Origin of the sequence: Snodgrassella sp. M0351 (assembly GCF_016100575.1) — a bacterium.
Taxonomy (GTDB): Bacteria; Pseudomonadota; Gammaproteobacteria; order Burkholderiales; family Neisseriaceae; genus Snodgrassella; species Snodgrassella alvi.
On sequence record NZ_JACFSG010000001.1, the window covers coordinates 478,973 to 496,370 of the forward strand.

Here is a 17,398-nt window from a genome sequence, read left to right on the forward strand (position 1 = left end):
CTGCCTTTAACCTAACACCATGTTTGCGTTGAGGCTCCACATAATCCAGATGGAAAGACCTACCAGCAATACAATCACAATAGCAGTGAAGATAAATGAAATCAGATTCCAGCGTTCTTCAGGGTTACTGCCCAGATGTAAAAAGCATACCAGCTGAACAATAAGCTGCAAAACGGCAGTAATGACAATCACAGCAAACAAAGTCTGTTTGTCAGCAGACTGATTCATTACCATCATAAATGGAATCAGAGTTAAAACTACAGACAGGATAAACCCGATAATGTAGTTTTTAGCACTGCCATGTTGTGGGATATGGTCTTGATGGTTTGACTGACTCATAACGCTACCCCCATCAGATATACAATTGAGAACACGCAAATCCACACGATGTCCAGAAAGTGCCAGAACAGGCTCAGGCAGTTGATGCGCATACGGTTAACACTGGTAAGACCGCGTGAAGCTACCTGAATCATCATTACAGCCATCCAGATTAAACCGGCAGTAACGTGCAGACCGTGGGTGCCGACCAGAGCAAAAAAGCCAGAAAGATAACCACTGCGGTCAGGACCCATACCACTTGTAATCAGGTGATGAAATTCATACAGTTCCATCCCGATGAAGCATGCACCGAATACAAAAGTAATCACCAGCCATAATAAAACCTGACTCTGATTATTGCGATTCATTGCCAGCACGGCAAAGCCGTAAGTAATGGAACTCAATAAAAGAGCAAAAGTTTCTACCAGCACAAAAGGCAGCTCGAAAATGTCTTTGCCGCTTGGACCACCTGCTGTGCCCGGCAGGAGCACGATATAGGTGGCAAACAGACAGGAGAACAAAATCAAGTCACTCATCAGGTAAATCCAGAACCCGAATACCTTCAGTGAACCGTTGTCGTGGTGAGCGTGCTCATGCGCACTACCGTGAATCAAGGTTTCAGTTGACATTATTTCAGTCCTGCTTTAGTTAATTCATTAAAACGTTTGCTTTCAATAGCTTCGATTTCAGCAACCGGAACGTAGTAATCCACATCCGTGTCAAAGCTCTTGACAATAATGCTGATAATCATGCCGGCAAAGCCAACGATAGCCATCCACCAGATATGCCAGATCAGGGCAAAGCCGCAAATCATTGAGAACACTGCAATCACCAGACCGGCAGCAGTATTTTTCGGCATATGAATTTCTTCATATTTGGCTGGTTTCTTGTAAGCAATACCTTTTTCTTTCTCATCCCAGAATGCATCACGGCTTTCAACCTGTGGCTGCACAGCGAAATTATAGAAAGGTACAGGGGAAGAAGTAGACCATTCCAGAGTACGACCATCCCACGGATCACCCGTAACATCAAGGTTTTCCTTACGATGCAGGCAGGAAACTACAACTTGAATCACCATGCATACTACACCCAGAGCGATAATGGCAGCACCACTGGCAGCAACGCACAGCAAATTATGGTAAGCCGGATCAATGTGCTGACTCAGACGGCGGGTCATACCCATGAAGCCCAGTGCATATAAAGGCATGAATGCTACAAAGAAGCCGATAAACCAGCACCAGAAAGCCCGTTTGCCCCATTTTTCATCCAGCTTAAAGCCGAATGCTTTCGGGAACCAGTAGTTAAGCGCTGCAAACAATCCAAACACTACACCACCGATAATGGTGTTATGGAAGTGAGCGACTAAGAACAGACTGCCATGCAGTACAAAGTCCGCACCCGGCACAGCAAGCAGTACACCGGTCATACCACCTACAGAGAATGTAATGATAAAGCCTACAGTCCACAGCATCGGTACATGGAAGGAAATACGACCTTCATACATAGTAAACAGCCAGTTGAAGATTTTTACCCCGGTCGGGATAGAAATAATCATGGTTGCGATACCGAAGAATGCGTTGACATTGGCACCTGAACCCATGGTAAAGAAGTGGTGCAGCCATACGATAAAAGACAATATGGTGATACACACAGTTGCCCATACCATTGAAGTATAGCCAAACATGGTCTTGCGTGAGAATGTAGCTGTAACTTCTGAATACACACCAAAGATTGGCAGTATCAGAATATATACTTCCGGATGACCCCATGCCCAGATCAGGTTGATGTACATCATCATGTTACCGCCCAGTTCATTAGTAAAGAAGTGGGTGCCGAGGTAACGGTCTAATGTCAGCATGGCAACAGAGGCTGTCAGGATAGGGAAGGAAGTCAGAATCAGAATATTGCTACAGAAAGATGCCCAGCAGAAAATAGGCATTTTCATCATAGTCATGCCCGGTGCACGCATTTTCAGGATAGTAGCAATAAAGTTAACAGCACTAACCGTTGTCCCGATACCTGATATCTGCAAACTCCATATCCAGTAATCAACACCTACCCCCGGACTGAATTCCAGACCAGACAGCGGCGGATAGGACAACCAGCCGGTTTGTGCAAATTCACCGATTCCCAGTGATAAGTTAACCAGTACCACACTTACAGCAGTAAACCAGAAACCCAGATTATTCAGGAATGGGTAGGCCACATCGCGCGCACCCAGTTGCAGCGGGATGACAAAGTTCATCAGGCCGATTACAAAAGGCATGGCAACAAAGAAAATCATGATTACACCGTGAGCGGTGAAAATCTGATCGTAGTGATGTGGTGGCAAAAAGCCGTCACTGGTACCTGATGAAGCTAAAACCTGCTGACTACGCATCATCACTGCATCGGCAAAACCACGAACCAGCATCACAATAGCGACAATGATATACATGATACCGATGCGTTTGTGGTCAACTGTAGTAAACCATTCTTTCCACAGATAGCCCCATTTATGAAAATACGTAATTGCACCTACCAGCGCCAGACCAATGACGATGATAGCTGTAATCGTTACCATGACAATCGGTTCATGGAACGGTATCGCATCTAAAGATAATTTTCCGAACATTGTTTATTTCCTCGCAAGCTTACTCAGCACTGCTGGCTGCACTGGCCTGTAGAGCAGCAGGCATATTGTGATTGGCAAATTTAGCAATCACGTTGCCGTACAAACTCGGATTTGCGCTGGAGAAATATTCCACTTTATGGAATTGACTAGGCGCAGCCAGTTTGTTGAATGAAGCCATGTCATTAAGTGTATTGGGCGACTGTTTCACCTTATCCACCCACTGATTGAAGCTGGCTTCATCCGGTGTCGCAATGGCAGTAAATTTCATGCCAGAGAAACCGGCACCGCTGTAGCTGGATGAAATACCTTTGTATTCACCTGCTGTATCAGCAACCAGATGTAATTTGGTTTGCATACCAGCCATAGCATAAATCTGGCTACCCAGCTGCGGAATAAAGAATGAATTCATCACTGTATTGGAAGTGATTCTGAATTCCACCGGGGTATCTTTCGGAAAAGCAATTTCATTAACAGTGGCAATACCCTGTTCAGGATAAATAAACAGCCATTTCCAGTCTAATGAAATTACTTCGATTACCACCGGTTTTTTATCACTTTCCAGCGGACGATAGGGATCCAGAGAGTGAGTGGTTTTCCATGTGATTGTTCCCAGAATGAGAATAATCAGGATAGGAATACCCCAAACTACGGCTTCGAGTTTGTTGGAATGCGCCCATTTCGGTGAATATTTGGCATTACTACCCTCTCTGTATTTCAGAGAGAATAAAACTGCCATGATAATCACCGGAATTACGACTATCAACATCAAGCCTAAGGCTGTCAGTATCAGTGTGCGTTCTTCCTGACCTATATGGCCTTTAGGGTTTAGTAGAGCTGCATCACAGCCGCTTAAAAAAAGCGAACCGATCAGCATCGTCAATACTATCCCTGAGAGCTTACTTAATTTCATGTAACGACCTCAACATTACGGGAAACACGATTAACGTTTGTAAAAAACGGGTGCTACTATTTTAAGACAATGTAGCTGAACTGTATATTGCAGTATTCAACACATTATTAAAAAACATAGCGGAATAAATAAAAAATTTTTAAAATATTTTTTATTATTTATTATATAAAACAAATATGTATATTAAAAAAATTACTTTATATTTCTTTGTCGTGAAGATAAGAATACTGCTTTGATTTCCGATAAAATCCGTTTATTAACACATAAATGTCATCTTGAAAATTAGTTTAATATTTAAATTTATCATGAATAAACTTAAATTTTTATTAAATATAAAATGCTGATTTATATAGATAAATATAGGGTGTATGTTTTAAGAAAAAAACAGCAAGCTTTTTTTCTGAAAAAAAAGAAGATAAATGTTAAGATTATAAAAAGGTTAATCTGTATCAATTTTGTGTGAATTATTTTAAAAAATAATTTTTTTAAAATAATTTCAACAATAATTAAAAGCCAGATCGTCTAATTGTTGTATTTAAAATTTTGTATTATATGGTTTTTTATGAACTCGTTTTGAAATAAACAAATATTCGGGTGTTGTAAAGGTATCGACTGAAATAAAATATTGATTGATTTCTTTTTGCAACATGGTTTAAATAATATAACTAAAGTAAACAATCTAATTCAAATTAGATAATTATTATCTTTATTGTTTTTATGCTTATTTTCCTTACTTGTTAACATTTGAGTAAATGTTTAGCAATTTTCATACCATTTTGCATATTTTCTGTATTGAATTCATATTTATTGTAATTTCTCAAAATAATCATTAAGTGTTTTAACTATCTGATTATCTATATTGTTAATGATATTTGTATGATGGTATAGAAGAATCAGTGATCAAATTCAAAATAAATCAGCATGCATTCAAATATAAATATATAAATGCATCAGTTTGCTTTCATACCGGCTGGGTTGTTTGCAAACTGATGCATTCCTGATGGCTATATATCTTTTTATTCTAGCTATTTTGTTGTAATTGCTGTGCTGCTTCCAGTGCAAAATAGGTCAGAATACCGTCTGCTCCGGCTCGTTTGAATGCAAGCAGGCTTTCTAAGATTACTTTATCAGCTTCGAGCCAGCCATTACTGATGGCCGCCTGCAGCATAGCGTACTCACCAGATACCTGATAGGCGTATGTAGGAACACCAAATTCAACTTTAACCCGTCTGATTACATCCAAATAAGGCATACCCGGTTTAATCATTACCATATCGGCTCCTTCAGCTATATCAAGTGCTACTTCATGTAGCGCTTCATTGCTGTTAGCAGGATCCATCTGATAAGTATATTTATTACCTTTGCCCAGATTACCGGCACTGCCTACAGCACTGCGAAACGGACCGTAAAAAGCTGAAGCATATTTGGCAGCATAAGACATAATCCGAGTATGAATAAAACCATTTTCTTCCAGTGCTTCGCGGATAGCTCCGATACGTCCATCCATCATATCGCTTGGAGAAAGAATATCCGCACCGGCTGCGGAGTGTGAAAGTGATTGTTTGATAAGTGCTTCTATCGTTTCATCATTTTTAATATACCCATTTTTATCCGGCAGGCCATCTTGCCCGTGGGTTGTATAAGGATCAAGAGCCTGATCAGCCATTACACCCAGCTCAGGAAAACGGGATTTCAGAGCACGGATAGCACGCTGAATAATACCGTTTTCATCCCATGCCGCCCGTCCGTCAGCAGTTTTGCTATCAGGATTGGGAACACCAAATAAATCCAGAACCGGTACACCCAGTTTTAAAGCCTGTTCCGCAACTTTTAATAATTCATCAATAGATAAACGTTCTACACCAGGCATGCTGTCAACAGGCATACGACCAGTTTGTTCATGTACAAATACCGGCAAAATAAAATCATTGGCTGTCAGTATCGTTTCACGCATCATACGCCGTGAAAAATCATCATGTCGCATACGCCGCATACGTGTATTGGGCATAATTCGAGGAGGAAAGTTCATAATAATAATCCTGATTTTTAATAATTACAGCCAGCCACCTATAAGCTGGCTAAAATCACGGCCTGTAAAGCTTAGTGAAATTCGGATTGTTATTCTAAACCCTTTCAGGCAGGACTTCTAATGACATAATTTAGTAATGATTATTAATAAAAACTATTAAAGTTTGGTTTGTAATTAAAATTGTATTTTAAAGATATAATTAGGAAAAAGCATAATTGCTTTTAACATTTCTTGTGTTGGTATTTACTTAAAATTGATAAGCAGTAAATGTCTCAAATAAAGTCAGACTGAGTTAATTAATAGAATAATTTTTTTGCTGTTAAAAAAATTGATTTTCAATGAATTTAGCGTTCAATGCGATTATTTAGTGAAAATCAGGCTAAAACTTATACTCCACATAATAACGCCTATAACTAAGTCTAATATCTTCCATGAAAGATTTTGATTAAATAAAGGAGATAAAAATTTTGTACCATAGCCTAATGAAAAAAAGAACAGCCATGAGGCAAGCATAACTCCAAGTGTAAATAAATGAAGATTATCTTTGAATGATACCGATATCGAACCAACTAAAATCACTGTATCCAGATACACATGTGGATTTAACCATGTAAAAGCCAGACATACTCCTATAACTTTCATTAAGGAACTTTTATCAATCAGGCTTGGTTTCAGCGCTGAATTTTGATTCAATGCAGAATAAAAACTTCGTATGCCATAAATAAATAAAAAAGTAGCACCAAAATATTTAGCATAAATAATGATTTCCGGATAGCGGTTAAGTACTTTAGCAAATCCGGTTACCCCTAAATAAATCAGAATAGTATCTGATACTGAGCAGATCAGGCATACCCAGAAAATATATTGCTGCTTTAAACCTTGCTTTAAAACAAATGCATTTTGGGCACCAATGGCTATAATTAATGAAAAGCCAAGGCCTAGTCCTGATAGTAAAGCAAACATTGAATTTAACCTATTAACCTATTGAAATGTAAAATAATTAACGCAATTTCTATTACTTGTTATATTAAAGTATATTTATAACAAGTTTATTTTATTAATAATTCTGCTGAAAGCTTTATTAATTCAATAGATACGACGGTTTTTAAAATTATTCGGAAAATGTCTGGATAAAAATAGCTTAGATGAAATCCAGCTTAGGAATAATGATTTAGATTCATTTGAAAACAGGTTATTAAGTTTTATTCAGAGGGCTGACAACTGCGTACAAAGGCAGATGGTCGGAAAGTTTTTGCCATGGCAGACCTGTTAATGGTTTTGCTTCATGTATTTCCAGATGGCGGGTAAAGATTCTGTCGAGACTTAAAATAGGCAGGCGGGCTGGAAAAGTTTTCGGCGCATGGCGATAAGCATAAAATGCATCATGCAAATTTAATTTTAAGCCTAAAGTATTGTGGGAACGCTGGCGCCAGTCGTTGAAATCACCGGCTAAAATTAATGGATTGGCCGGATCTATTTCACTTTGGATATAGTCATAAATAGTCTGATACTGTTTTATTCGGTCTGGTTCACGTAAGTTTAAATGGGCACACAGGCATACCAATGGTCGTGTCCAGTGCGGGGGCTGAATTTCACAATGTAGCAGTCCGCGCTGCTCAAAACTGTTAACACTGATGTCCAGATTATGGCAGGTTACGATCGGTAGCTGACTTAAAATAGCATTACCATGATCACGAAATTTATAACGAGCATTGCGACCATAACTGACATTATAGGCTAGTTGTTCGCCGAGTACCTGGTAATGGGGTTTTTTGGGAAAATCCGGCATATTTTCTGCCCGTTTACTATTGATTCCTTGTACTTCCTGTAAAAACAGTATGTCTGGTGCCAGCTGATGCAGTGCTGCCGCCATTTGAGGAAGCTGTACTTTTTTATTAAGTGCTGACATGCCTTTATGTATGTTATAGGAGGCAATAGTAATTTTATTCATGAAAATGGCCGGTGATTTTAAATTACCAGTGTTGGGTTAGTTCCAGTATTGCTGAACGGTTTGATGGCGAAAATACTTTTTCCGCAGCCTGTTCAGGCGAACACCATATATAGTCTAAATGTTCGCGTGGTGACAGAAGAATAGGAGTTTCTGCTGTAATACACAGGGAAAAAATATGCTCGGTATTATGAGTAACTCCGGGAGCATAGCGATGACGCCAGTGCGGATAAATTTCGTAGATACTGGATTGCTGCCAGTTAAGAATATCATTGCTGTAAATGCCGGTTTCTTCTGCCAGTTCTCGTTTTGCAGTCTGCTCAATTGTTTCTCCCGGTTCCAGACTGCCGGTTACAGATTGCCAGAAACCCGGCTTATCTGCGCGTTCCAGTAGCAGTATCTGCCGGTTGTTATTATAAATAACAACCAGTACAGATACAGGTTGTTTATATGGTTTATTGCTGATCATGATGCTGTTGATGAGCTGAGCGATAAGATGAAACGCTTAATGCTGTGGGTAAAGGCTCCGGATAAGCTGAAGCAGTTTCTGTTTTTACTGAACTGGTTATGGTATCGCAGGCAATCGGATCTGCTTTATCATTGAGAATACGTATTTCCTGTTGCGGAAATGGAAATTCTATACCAACTTCTTTAAAACGATTCCAGATTTCCAGCAAAATTGCAGAATTGATACTTAGAAAACCATTTTCCGGATCACGAATCCAGTAATTAACATACAGATTAATGCCGGAATCAGCAAAGCCGGTAACATAACTGTTTGGTTTAGGATCATCGCATACTCTTGCCTGTTTGGCTGCTGCCTCTTTTAGTATTTCCAGAGCCTGAGGCAGATCAGTATTGTAGGCTACCTGTAAGGTCAGGTTGTTGGACATGATTTTACTGGAATAAGAGTCATTGATAACTGTATTGGAAACAAAAGTATCATTCGGAATCAGGGCTTCTGAGCCGTCACTGCTGCGTAGTACTACAAAGCGGGCAGTTATCTTGGTTACATAGCCGGTGAAATTATTAATATTCAGTCTGTCACCAGGACGCACGGAATGGTCTGCCAGAATGATAAAACCGGATACATAGTTGCTGGCAATTTTCTGTAAGCCCAAGCCAAGACCAACACCCAGAGCACCACCAAAAACAGAGAGAATAGTTAAGTTAATTCCTACCATTGGCAGGGCAATCAGTACGGCAACTACAACCAGTAATGTTTTGACAATTTTTACCAGTACATAACGCAGATTGACGTCGAGTTTTTCTGCTTTAAGAATGCGTCTTTCGGTAAATCGGGACAGCCACATGGCAATAATGATGGCAATCCCGACAATAATACTGCCGGTAATGACGGTATACAGGCTCAGACTGGTTGAGCCTATGGGCAGAGCCAGTGACTTGAGCAGGCGGACAATAAAGGTATCCAGACTGGTGAGCCATAGAATAAAACATACCCATAGGAATGTGGATAGTGAGCGCTCATAATGCTCATTAAAACGGTTATTCGGGATTGCGTTGTGCAATACGGCCATAATGATGCGAATCATCAGTAACCAGCGCGCGGTAAATGTGGTTATTTGCAGCCATAATACTGATTCGCCTGTACTGGCCCTCCAGATAATCATTGCGATAATAGTGCAGATAAATAGCAATACAGGCCATAGCAGGCGTGTAAACAGGTGGTACAGAAACGGAAATTTAATGTTGTTCTGGTTTTCAGTACGTTTGGATATGGCCGACAGCATTTGCAGGCTGAGCCAATAAGTACCAATCATAATCACCACTGCACAGGCCAGTTCCAGCCAGCCGGTAGTGGTTTTTAAACTATGTACTATCAGGCGTGCCAGAAATTCTTTGCGGGCAAACATGGAGTCAAAGTAGTTATTCATGGTAGGGCAAAGAAAAAATTTTAAAATTGACCTAATAGTAGGCGTTTTAATAGGTTTCTGTAAACTGTCGTTATTAAAATTATCAAATATAGATAACTAAGCTGTGCATATGATAGTGGTGAATAATACTTCTAAGAATGATGGTTTATTTAAAATTGTTCATAAAAACATATTTTTGTTGTGATTTTAATAAATCAGCTTAAGCAGGCAACTTATTATTTGATTCTGAATACAAAGATGCTTATAATAATCGGTTTTCCAACCTTGCCCTTTGCACTTTCGCATGGTAAAGGGATCGATTAGCCACAAGGAGTACTCATGCGTCATTATGAAATCGTGTTCATTGTCCATCCGGATCAAAGCGAACAGGTCGGTGCTATGGTTGAACGTTACAAAACCATGATTACCGAAGCTAACGGTAAAATTCACCGTCTAGAAGACTGGGGCCGCCGTCAGCTGGCTTACCCGATCAATAAAATTCATAAAGCACACTACGTGTTAATGAATATTGAAACCACACCTGAAGTGATTGACGAAATTGAAACAGCATTCCGCTTTAATGATGCTGTATTGCGTCATCTGACTGTAAAAATGGACGCAGCAGTAACTGAAGCTTCTCCAATGATGAAAGACGAGAAGTCTAAAAATCTGTTAGCCGGTAACAGCACTGAAACTGCTTCAGAAGAAGCAGCTGAAGCCTGATTAATTTACTGAGGCCGGTTTGCTGAATCAAATATGCCTGTGTGCACAGATTAAAAGTCTGGACAATTTACGCTATACGCCAGCCGGTTTGCCGGTTCTGACCATGTGGCTTACCCATGAGTCATGGCAAACGGAACTGCAGCAGCAGTATCTGGCAAAAGTGGAAATTCAGGCGAAAGCACTGGGCAATTTGGCTGAAAACTGGTCGTATCAGCCGGGAAATATGGTCGAAGTCAGCGGATTTCTCAGCCAGAAAGGTATATACCACTCCCGTCCGGTACTGCATATCCAACAAATTCGTGAATATAAAGGTTAAACGACATGGCTCGTCAATCATTCAAACGTAGAAAATTTTGCCGCTTTACTGCGGAAGGTATCAAACAAGTAGACTATAAAGCAGTTGATTTGTTAAAAGATTTTATTACTGAAAATGGTAAAATCATTCCGGCACGCATTACCGGAACCAAAGCACATTACCAGCGTCAGCTGTCTACAGCGGTAAAACGTGCCCGTTTTCTGGCTTTGCTGCCTTACACCGATCAACATAAATAATAAGGAAGAGTTATTATGCAGATTATTTTGTTAGAAAAAGTCGGTGGCCTGGGCAATCTGGGTGATCTGGTTAATGTAAAAAATGGCTATGCCCGTAACTTTTTGATTCCTCAGGGTAAGGCTCAGCGTGCTAATGCTGCCAATCTGGCTGCATTTGAAGAAAAACGTGCTGAATATGAAGCACATCAGGCTGCTGTTCTTGCTGATGCTGAAGCACGTAAACTGAAACTGGATGGTCAGAACATCAGTGTAGCGCAAAAAGCTGGTGTTGATGGTCGTCTGTTTGGTTCTGTAACGACTCATGATATTGCAGAAGCTATTAAAACTGCTATTGGTGTTGAAGTAGTTAAAGCTAATGTGCGTTTGCCTAATGGTCCTTTGAAAGCCATTGGTGAATATGAAATCGAAGTAGCTCTGCACAGTGATGCTGTTGCTGCTATCACAGTAACTGTTGTAGCTGCTGCAGAATAAATATAACTGACACACATCAGGAAAGCGTAAGCTGTTCGGGTTAATCCGGACAGCTTTTTTGTTATTGATGGTAAAATTAGTTTAAACTGTGCATGAAGCATATGCTAGGAACCATAATAATGAAATTAGTCAGGATGATAAGTGCAGCTTTGTTTCTGTCTGCTTGTCAAAGTACCCATCCAATTCAGGAAAAACCACTTCAGCCTACTGCTACAACCAGTGTATCGTCACCAGCTGATAATAAAGTGTTTGCTTTGACGGACAGTGGAATAGATTTACTGAAACGTAATGATGTAAATCGTTTTATTGATTTTGAAGTTAAGCGGGGACAATATAGCAGGGCTCAATTGGAAAATTTTTTCCGACAGGTAAGCTACCGGCCAAGTATTGTTCGTGGTATGGATAAACCGGGAACATCCTTACCGTGGTATACATTTGTACAGAATAATGCCAATAATGTTCGTATTAATACCGGAAATATCTTCTGGAAAAATAACACCGGAATAATTCAGGCAGTATCAAAACGTTATGGAGTAGCGCCGCAACTGCTGGTGGCGATTGTTGGGATTGAAACCAATTACGGCAATACTATGGGCTCATATCGGGTTGCTGATGCACTGACAACATTGGGCTATCACTATCCACGGCGGGCTGAATATTTTCAGCGTGAGCTATCTGAATTTTTGCAACTGGCTTATGAAGAAAAGCAGGATCCATTAAGCTTTAAGGGCAGCTTTGCCGGGGCAATGGGTATGCCACAGTTCATGCCATCCAGTTTTCGCCAGTTTGCCGTTGACTGGGATGGTGACGGACATCGGGATATCTGGCGTAATTCCGGTGATACACTGGCCTCAGTGGCCAATTATATGAAACAGCATGGCTGGCAGTCCGGAGCGCCGATTGCCGTTCCGGTAAATATGCAGCCAACACCGCGATTACAGCAAATCATTGATGAACCTACTTCGCTTAAATACACCGCAGGTCAGTTGCGTCAGTTAGGCGTAATCATTCCTGTGCAGATTAAAGATCAGGAAAAGGGTATTTTATATCGTCTGGAAAGATCTCCCGGCGAATATGATTACTGGTTTGGTCTGAATAATTTCTACACTATCTGGCAATATAATCATAGCCGGCATTATGTGGCAGCCGTTCGTCAGATTGCGAATAATCTGGCAGATGCCAATGCTAATTTATAAATGAGTATTCATTTGCAATCATCAGCCATCTTGTTATACAGATGGCTTTTATCTTGCTATGGTAAGTAGTGATTGATTAAAATAATTATTAAAAAATTTAAATAAAGATGAAACTAATCTGGTGTAATTCTTACCTACATTAATATTGCAGGATATTCAATTAAACCATAGTCAGATTTATCATTGAAATGAGGATAAATCTCTGATTAATGATTATTAAATTAGTTATAGTAGAAGCTATTAATATTAGTTTATGTGTTCAAATAAGTTTTTATCTTTCATTGCCGATAACTCCGATTTAAAATTTTATCTAAACATAGCTATTCGTGTTTATTAGATAGTGTGTAAACTAATGATTTACCTGCATTTCCTCGATAACACTTTCTATAATCTGATAGGCCAGTTTAGCTGCATCTAATTTTTGATTGATAGAATTTTGATCATCATTATCAGGATTATTCTTATAATTAATTGTAAAAGAGTATAAGTAGGAAACTTCCCAATTATTAGTAAAATCATGAGTTATATAGCATTTTAAATCATAATCAGTCGGGCAATTAATAACAAGAGGTTCCGTTACAGATGGTAACCAACCGGGATTGGGAACGGTTATGACATTATAGTAGTGATCAAAAAACTTAAACATTTGTACTTGATTATCAAATTTTAAATTTTCAATCAATTCAGTGTGATGATTCACTATTTCATAATTTATTTTTTCTTCTTTAGTATAAATATATTTATTATCCAGATCATGTTGAAATTGTTGCCAGGGACTTTTAGTATTCTTATCTTTTTTTATCAATTCGAATTCAAGCCATTCAAATTTTATTTGTCTGGTTGCCGGATTTTCACAATAGCCGGCCATTTTTTTTGAAACCGGATGTTGACATAAGGTATTTAAATCAATATTTATTTTACCAATAGAATCGATTAAAGTTGGTTGAGAAGCTGAAAACTGTCTGCAAAAATTCTTTTCAGCAATATTAAAAATATAATTTTCTAACTTAGGAGCAAGACTTCTAATCCAAAATGATGGATATTTGGAGATCGGATAAATACGTAAGTTAATATCTTCTGATAAAGCCACTAATCGGCCATTTTGTTTGCATTCACTGTCTGGACGGTTTTGCCAGTATTCTATTAACGGCGGAGCGACGAGATAGGCTGGCCAGAAAAAGGTACATAAGAATGGCAAAACAATATAAACAATAACAGAATAAAATTTTTGCTTAATGCCTTGAAAATGAGCCGTGAAGGATTGACAGTAGCGAAGAATAACTGGAAAAAGTGCTCCTGTTATTGAAAATAAAAAAATATAGATGTCAGCAAATATCAGGCTGAAAACTAACCATCCGGCAATAATAATGGCAAAGCCTATTTTGATAAATTTATAAATTTTTCCATAAACAATTATCAGGGTAGGAAGAAAAACGATGTAGAAAAAAGGCAGTATAAATATCCATACAAAAACATAACTATCAGTGTGATAATAAGGATGATCCATGTACAGGCTCACTAAAAATATCTTTTTAAAATTATATTGACCCTGTTATTAATATAAATTAATTATTTTATTTAAAACAAATAATATTGATATATTGTGTATTTATATCAAATTATTGGTAGGTTAATTTGTAATTACAAACTCTTTTGACAAGGATAAATAAATCTCTGGTAATTTTTTACTCATCCAAATGCTTAGATTAAGGGTAAAAATATTTAATATTGGAATAATGTGATTGTTAAACGAGGCTGCTCAAGTAATGTTATATATTTCATAAATTAAGATTGATTTATAATTAAGCATACAGACTAAGTGCGTGTTTACATGTATTCAGATAATTTTTCATGTAGCAAATGACTTTTTATTTGTTTTTATTTTCGCGTAGTTATATTTACTAAGAGCGATTTGTGTAAAATATTTGTACTTTAATTTATTATTGATGATTTAAGCATATTAAATATATATTCTGCAATCTTAACTATTTAAAGTAATAACAACAGATGTTAAAGCAAGTTGAGGTTGTTTCATCTGATTGTTTCACCTAGTTTGTGGCTTTGGTATAACCTTTTATGCTGGTTTTTGGTTACAATAAAGTGCTTGTTTAGATTGCACTGAACAAGATTTATTTTGCCTTTAAGTTTTGCTGTGGCTGGCAGTTGCGGATGGTTATGACTTATCAAGTATTGGCACGAAAATGGCGACCAAAAAAGTTTGCCGATTTAGTAGGACAGGAGCATGTAGTCAGGGCATTGTTAAATGCGCTTGATAAAGGACGTTTGCATCATGCTTATATGCTTACAGGGACTCGGGGTGTAGGTAAAACCACCATTGCCCGTATTCTGGCCAAAAGCCTGAATTGCCAGCATACTGAACATGGTGAGCCATGTAACCAATGTGATTCTTGTCGCCAGATTGATGCCGGCCGTTTTGTTGATGTGCTGGAAATTGATGCTGCTTCCAATACAGGAATTGATAATATCCGCGAAGTACTCGAAAACGCACAATATGCGCCAACGATGGGGCAGTATAAAGTCTATATCATCGACGAAGTGCACATGTTGTCGAAAAGTGCTTTTAATGCCATGCTCAAAACTTTAGAAGAGCCGCCTGAACATGTGAAATTTATTCTGGCGACAACAGATCCGCAGAAAGTACCGATTACGGTTTTAAGCCGGTGTCTGCAATTTGTCTTGCGCAATCTGAATAGTACTCAGGTACATGATCATCTGGTTTATGTATTACAGCAGGAGCACATTGCTTATGAAGATCCGGCATTATGGCTATTAGGCCGGGCTGCTGCCGGCTCAATGCGTGATGCACTCAGCCTGCTTGATCAGGCTATTGCCATTGGTTCAGGAAAGGTAACTGAATCTGATGTGCGAAATATGATCGGTGCAGTTGATAAAAGTTATTTGTATGCGCTTTTGGAAGCCTTGGCTGTACGGGATGGTCAGGCATTACTGGCTAAAGCGGAGGAAATGGCCAGTTGCGCGGTAGGATTTGATAGTGCGTTAACTGAGCTGGCTCTGTTATTACAGCGATTAACAATACTGCAATCTGTTCCGGCAGTCGGCGCTGATGATCCTGAGTATGCGGCTTTAACTCGTTTTGCGGGTTTGTTTTCAGGAGAGCAGATTCAATTATATTATCAGTGTGTATTACGAGGTAAGGCAGATTTGCCGCTTGCTCCGGATGAGAAAGCCGGGTTTGTCATGACCTTATTGCGGATGCTTGCATTTGCACCTCTGGCTGCACTGAATAGACAACGTTTGCATGGACAAATCGACGGTACACAGTTGCATGATGTGCCAGTAAACAATAAGCAGATTGATAATATACCAACTGTTTCAGAAGAAAATAGTCCAGTTTCAGTATCTGAAGCACTGTCAGAGACAGCATCTGATGCAACTACTGAAGTACCGGTAACATTAGAAACTGAAATAATCGAAAAAAAATCGTCGTCGATAACAGCTGCTGATAGCAAGATATTAAATGATTCTTCACCTGCTTTGCAGGAATCTCAGTCTGTAACGATTAGCGATGAGCCTCCGCCACCCTGGGAAACAGGTGTTGATGACTTATCCTGCGAGGCTGTGAGTGTGTTTGAGTCTGTAGAATCAGTCAATGCAAACGCGGCAGAAAAGTATGATGAAAATACGGATATATCCGCAGAAAAGCCCAGAGATGATCAGAATTTAACTCTGGTAAAAAAGGCTTTTCCGCCATTGACGGCAGAGAACTGGCCGGAAATTTTAACTTTGCTGGCACATCGTCTCGGTGCAGTACAGTTGTTCAGTCAGCATACGGCGATTGTTGCTTATGATGAAAATAGTGGTGATTTAACTATTGCTCTGGCTGAGCAGGGTGAGCCGACAGCCAATCGTGAGTTATTAAACCGGCTGGCTGAATCGTTGTCAGAAGTTTATCAACGGCCGATACATCTGCATACCTGTAGCTGGCAGGAGCAGAGTATGCCGGAAACACCGCAAATGCGTCAGCAGCGATTACATGCAGAACAACAACAGCAGGCAAAGACAGTGTTAGAAGCGCAGCCCGCTGTAAAGATGCTGATGGAAACTTTTAATGCAGAATGGATACCGGAAAGTTTACATCTGGATAAAGAATAATTGCCATTATTTGTTTAATTTTTTCTCTCTATTTAATTGACGTGTAAGGAAGATATTATGTTTGGAAAAGCAGGTTTGGGTGGTTTGATGAAGCAGGCGCAACAGATGCAGGAACGCATGAAAAAGGCGCAGGCTGATCTGGCTAATGTAGAGGTGGAAGGTGAATCTGGGGCTGGTATGGTTAAAGTAACCATGAATTGTCACTATGGAGTAAAACGTATCCATATTGATGACAGTTTGCTTGCTGATGCCGCTGATGACAAAGAGATGCTGGAAGATTTGATTGCAGCTGCGGTTAATGATGCCGTACGTAAAGCTGAATCAACTTCTTCAGAACGTATGAGTCAGTTTACTCAGGGTATGAATTTACCAGCAGGTATGGGAGATTTATTTAAATAATTACGCCAATAAAAAAGGGTAACGGTTATGTTACCCTTTTTTATTGTTTTTAGTTTAAGTTGTTATCATTAAAACCATTGTTTTCTGCTTAGTTACGAAACTAAGCAGATAAAATGTTATATTGAAGTTCAGAAGGCAGGATGATAAGTGATCCGGATTAGTCTGATGGTAATCTTACATGGTATACAAATGTCAGGTTGGGTAAGGTGAAGATATTTGGTCTGAGTTGA

The 17,398-nt window shown here is 39.2% G+C and carries 17 protein-coding genes; 7 read left to right on the plus strand and 10 right to left on the minus strand.

Translation table 11 applies throughout. The features are described 5' to 3' along the window. Nucleotides 1-6: 6 nt before the first annotated feature. The 9 genes from cyoD to H3V01_RS02085 form a co-directional block, all read right to left on the minus strand. Nucleotides 7-339, minus strand: coding sequence for a cytochrome o ubiquinol oxidase subunit IV (cyoD, locus tag H3V01_RS02045; RefSeq protein ID WP_025330405.1), 333 nt, complete (start codon nucleotides 337-339; stop codon nucleotides 7-9). Beyond that, entirely contained in the window at nucleotides 336-947 is a 612-nt protein-coding gene (locus H3V01_RS02050) for a cytochrome o ubiquinol oxidase subunit III (RefSeq protein WP_025330406.1), read from the minus strand. Before H3V01_RS02050 ends, cyoD begins: the two co-directional genes overlap by 4 nt. After that, on the minus strand, nucleotides 947-2,932 hold the full coding sequence (gene cyoB / locus H3V01_RS02055) for a cytochrome o ubiquinol oxidase subunit I (RefSeq protein WP_025330407.1): 1,986 nt from the start codon (nucleotides 2,930-2,932) through the stop codon (nucleotides 947-949). Before cyoB ends, H3V01_RS02050 begins: the two co-directional genes overlap by 1 nt. 19 nt (nucleotides 2,933-2,951) lie before the next feature. Further along, complete coding sequence (cyoA, locus tag H3V01_RS02060) at nucleotides 2,952-3,842, minus strand: ubiquinol oxidase subunit II (protein ID WP_084547451.1); 891 nt, start codon at nucleotides 3,840-3,842, stop codon at nucleotides 2,952-2,954. Nucleotides 3,843-4,863: 1,021 nt separating this feature from the next. Beyond that, nucleotides 4,864-5,871: a porphobilinogen synthase gene (gene hemB / locus H3V01_RS02065; RefSeq protein ID WP_198185852.1), complete on the minus strand. Its 1,008-nt coding sequence runs from the start codon at nucleotides 5,869-5,871 to the stop codon at nucleotides 4,864-4,866. 360 nt (nucleotides 5,872-6,231) lie between these two features. Next, a complete protein-coding gene (locus H3V01_RS02070; RefSeq protein ID WP_198185853.1) occupies nucleotides 6,232-6,834 on the minus strand; it encodes a LysE/ArgO family amino acid transporter in 603 nt (200 codons plus the stop codon). A 232-nt stretch (nucleotides 6,835-7,066) separates the two neighbouring features. Next, nucleotides 7,067-7,822 (minus strand): endonuclease/exonuclease/phosphatase family protein, encoded by a 756-nt coding sequence (locus tag H3V01_RS02075; RefSeq protein ID WP_198185854.1) that lies wholly within the window; start codon nucleotides 7,820-7,822, stop codon nucleotides 7,067-7,069. Between the two features lie 22 nt (nucleotides 7,823-7,844). Beyond that, a complete protein-coding gene (gene nudB / locus H3V01_RS02080) occupies nucleotides 7,845-8,288 on the minus strand; it encodes a dihydroneopterin triphosphate diphosphatase (protein ID WP_084586539.1) in 444 nt (147 codons plus the stop codon). After that, entirely contained in the window at nucleotides 8,275-9,714 is a 1,440-nt protein-coding gene (locus H3V01_RS02085) for a mechanosensitive ion channel family protein (RefSeq protein WP_084552963.1), read from the minus strand. Before H3V01_RS02085 ends, nudB begins: the two co-directional genes overlap by 14 nt. Nucleotides 9,715-10,032: 318 nt before the next feature. Between H3V01_RS02085 and rpsF the strand changes: the two genes are divergently transcribed. The 5 genes from rpsF (at nucleotide 10,033) to mltB (ending at nucleotide 12,635) form a co-directional block, all read left to right on the plus strand. Next, complete coding sequence (rpsF, locus tag H3V01_RS02090) at nucleotides 10,033-10,416, plus strand: 30S ribosomal protein S6 (protein WP_025330414.1); 384 nt, start codon at nucleotides 10,033-10,035, stop codon at nucleotides 10,414-10,416. Between the two features lie 19 nt (nucleotides 10,417-10,435). Continuing rightward, on the plus strand, nucleotides 10,436-10,732 hold the full coding sequence (gene priB / locus H3V01_RS02095) for a primosomal replication protein N (protein ID WP_037394077.1): 297 nt from the start codon (nucleotides 10,436-10,438) through the stop codon (nucleotides 10,730-10,732). A gap of 5 nt (nucleotides 10,733-10,737) precedes the next feature. Beyond that, nucleotides 10,738-10,968 (plus strand): 30S ribosomal protein S18, encoded by a 231-nt coding sequence (gene rpsR, locus H3V01_RS02100; protein ID WP_025330416.1) that lies wholly within the window; start codon nucleotides 10,738-10,740, stop codon nucleotides 10,966-10,968. Between the two features lie 15 nt (nucleotides 10,969-10,983). Beyond that, entirely contained in the window at nucleotides 10,984-11,439 is a 456-nt protein-coding gene (rplI, locus tag H3V01_RS02105) for a 50S ribosomal protein L9 (protein ID WP_025330417.1), read from the plus strand. 116 nt (nucleotides 11,440-11,555) lie between these two features. Next, a complete protein-coding gene (gene mltB / locus H3V01_RS02110; RefSeq protein ID WP_025330418.1) occupies nucleotides 11,556-12,635 on the plus strand; it encodes a lytic murein transglycosylase B in 1,080 nt (359 codons plus the stop codon). Nucleotides 12,636-12,984: 349 nt separating this feature from the next. Here mltB and H3V01_RS02115 read toward each other — a convergent pair whose 3' ends face one another. Beyond that, a complete protein-coding gene (locus H3V01_RS02115) occupies nucleotides 12,985-14,142 on the minus strand; it encodes a hypothetical protein (protein ID WP_198185855.1) in 1,158 nt (385 codons plus the stop codon). 668 nt (nucleotides 14,143-14,810) lie between these two features. Between H3V01_RS02115 and dnaX the strand changes: the two genes are divergently transcribed. Both dnaX and H3V01_RS02125 read left to right on the plus strand, forming a co-directional pair. Then, nucleotides 14,811-16,769 carry a DNA polymerase III subunit gamma/tau gene (dnaX, locus tag H3V01_RS02120; RefSeq protein ID WP_198185856.1) on the plus strand — a complete coding sequence of 653 codons (1,959 nt, stop codon included), beginning with the start codon at nucleotides 14,811-14,813 and terminating at the stop codon, nucleotides 16,767-16,769. 57 nt (nucleotides 16,770-16,826) lie between these two features. Further along, entirely contained in the window at nucleotides 16,827-17,168 is a 342-nt protein-coding gene (locus tag H3V01_RS02125; protein WP_025330421.1) for a YbaB/EbfC family nucleoid-associated protein, read from the plus strand. Nucleotides 17,169-17,398: the final 230 nt, after the last annotated feature.

Coding starts and splice junctions, on each gene's coding strand:
- cyoD (WP_025330405.1), bottom strand. CDS start 339: ATGAGTCAGTCAAACCATCAAGACCATATCCCACAACATGGCAGTGCT.
- H3V01_RS02050 (WP_025330406.1), bottom strand. CDS start 947: ATGTCAACTGAAACCTTGATTCACGGTAGTGCGCATGAGCACGCTCAC.
- cyoB (WP_025330407.1), bottom strand. CDS start 2,932: ATGTTCGGAAAATTATCTTTAGATGCGATACCGTTCCATGAACCGATT.
- cyoA (WP_084547451.1), bottom strand. CDS start 3,842: ATGAAATTAAGTAAGCTCTCAGGGATAGTATTGACGATGCTGATCGGT.
- hemB (WP_198185852.1), bottom strand. CDS start 5,871: ATGAACTTTCCTCCTCGAATTATGCCCAATACACGTATGCGGCGTATG.
- H3V01_RS02070 (WP_198185853.1), bottom strand. CDS start 6,834: ATGTTTGCTTTACTATCAGGACTAGGCCTTGGCTTTTCATTAATTATA.
- H3V01_RS02075 (WP_198185854.1), bottom strand. CDS start 7,822: ATGAATAAAATTACTATTGCCTCCTATAACATACATAAAGGCATGTCA.
- nudB (WP_084586539.1), bottom strand. CDS start 8,288: ATGATCAGCAATAAACCATATAAACAACCTGTATCTGTACTGGTTGTT.
- H3V01_RS02085 (WP_084552963.1), bottom strand. CDS start 9,714: ATGAATAACTACTTTGACTCCATGTTTGCCCGCAAAGAATTTCTGGCA.
- rpsF (WP_025330414.1), top strand. CDS start 10,033: ATGCGTCATTATGAAATCGTGTTCATTGTCCATCCGGATCAAAGCGAA.
- rpsR (WP_025330416.1), top strand. CDS start 10,738: ATGGCTCGTCAATCATTCAAACGTAGAAAATTTTGCCGCTTTACTGCG.
- rplI (WP_025330417.1), top strand. CDS start 10,984: ATGCAGATTATTTTGTTAGAAAAAGTCGGTGGCCTGGGCAATCTGGGT.
- H3V01_RS02115 (WP_198185855.1), bottom strand. CDS start 14,142: ATGGATCATCCTTATTATCACACTGATAGTTATGTTTTTGTATGGATA.
- dnaX (WP_198185856.1), top strand. CDS start 14,811: ATGACTTATCAAGTATTGGCACGAAAATGGCGACCAAAAAAGTTTGCC.
- H3V01_RS02125 (WP_025330421.1), top strand. CDS start 16,827: ATGTTTGGAAAAGCAGGTTTGGGTGGTTTGATGAAGCAGGCGCAACAG.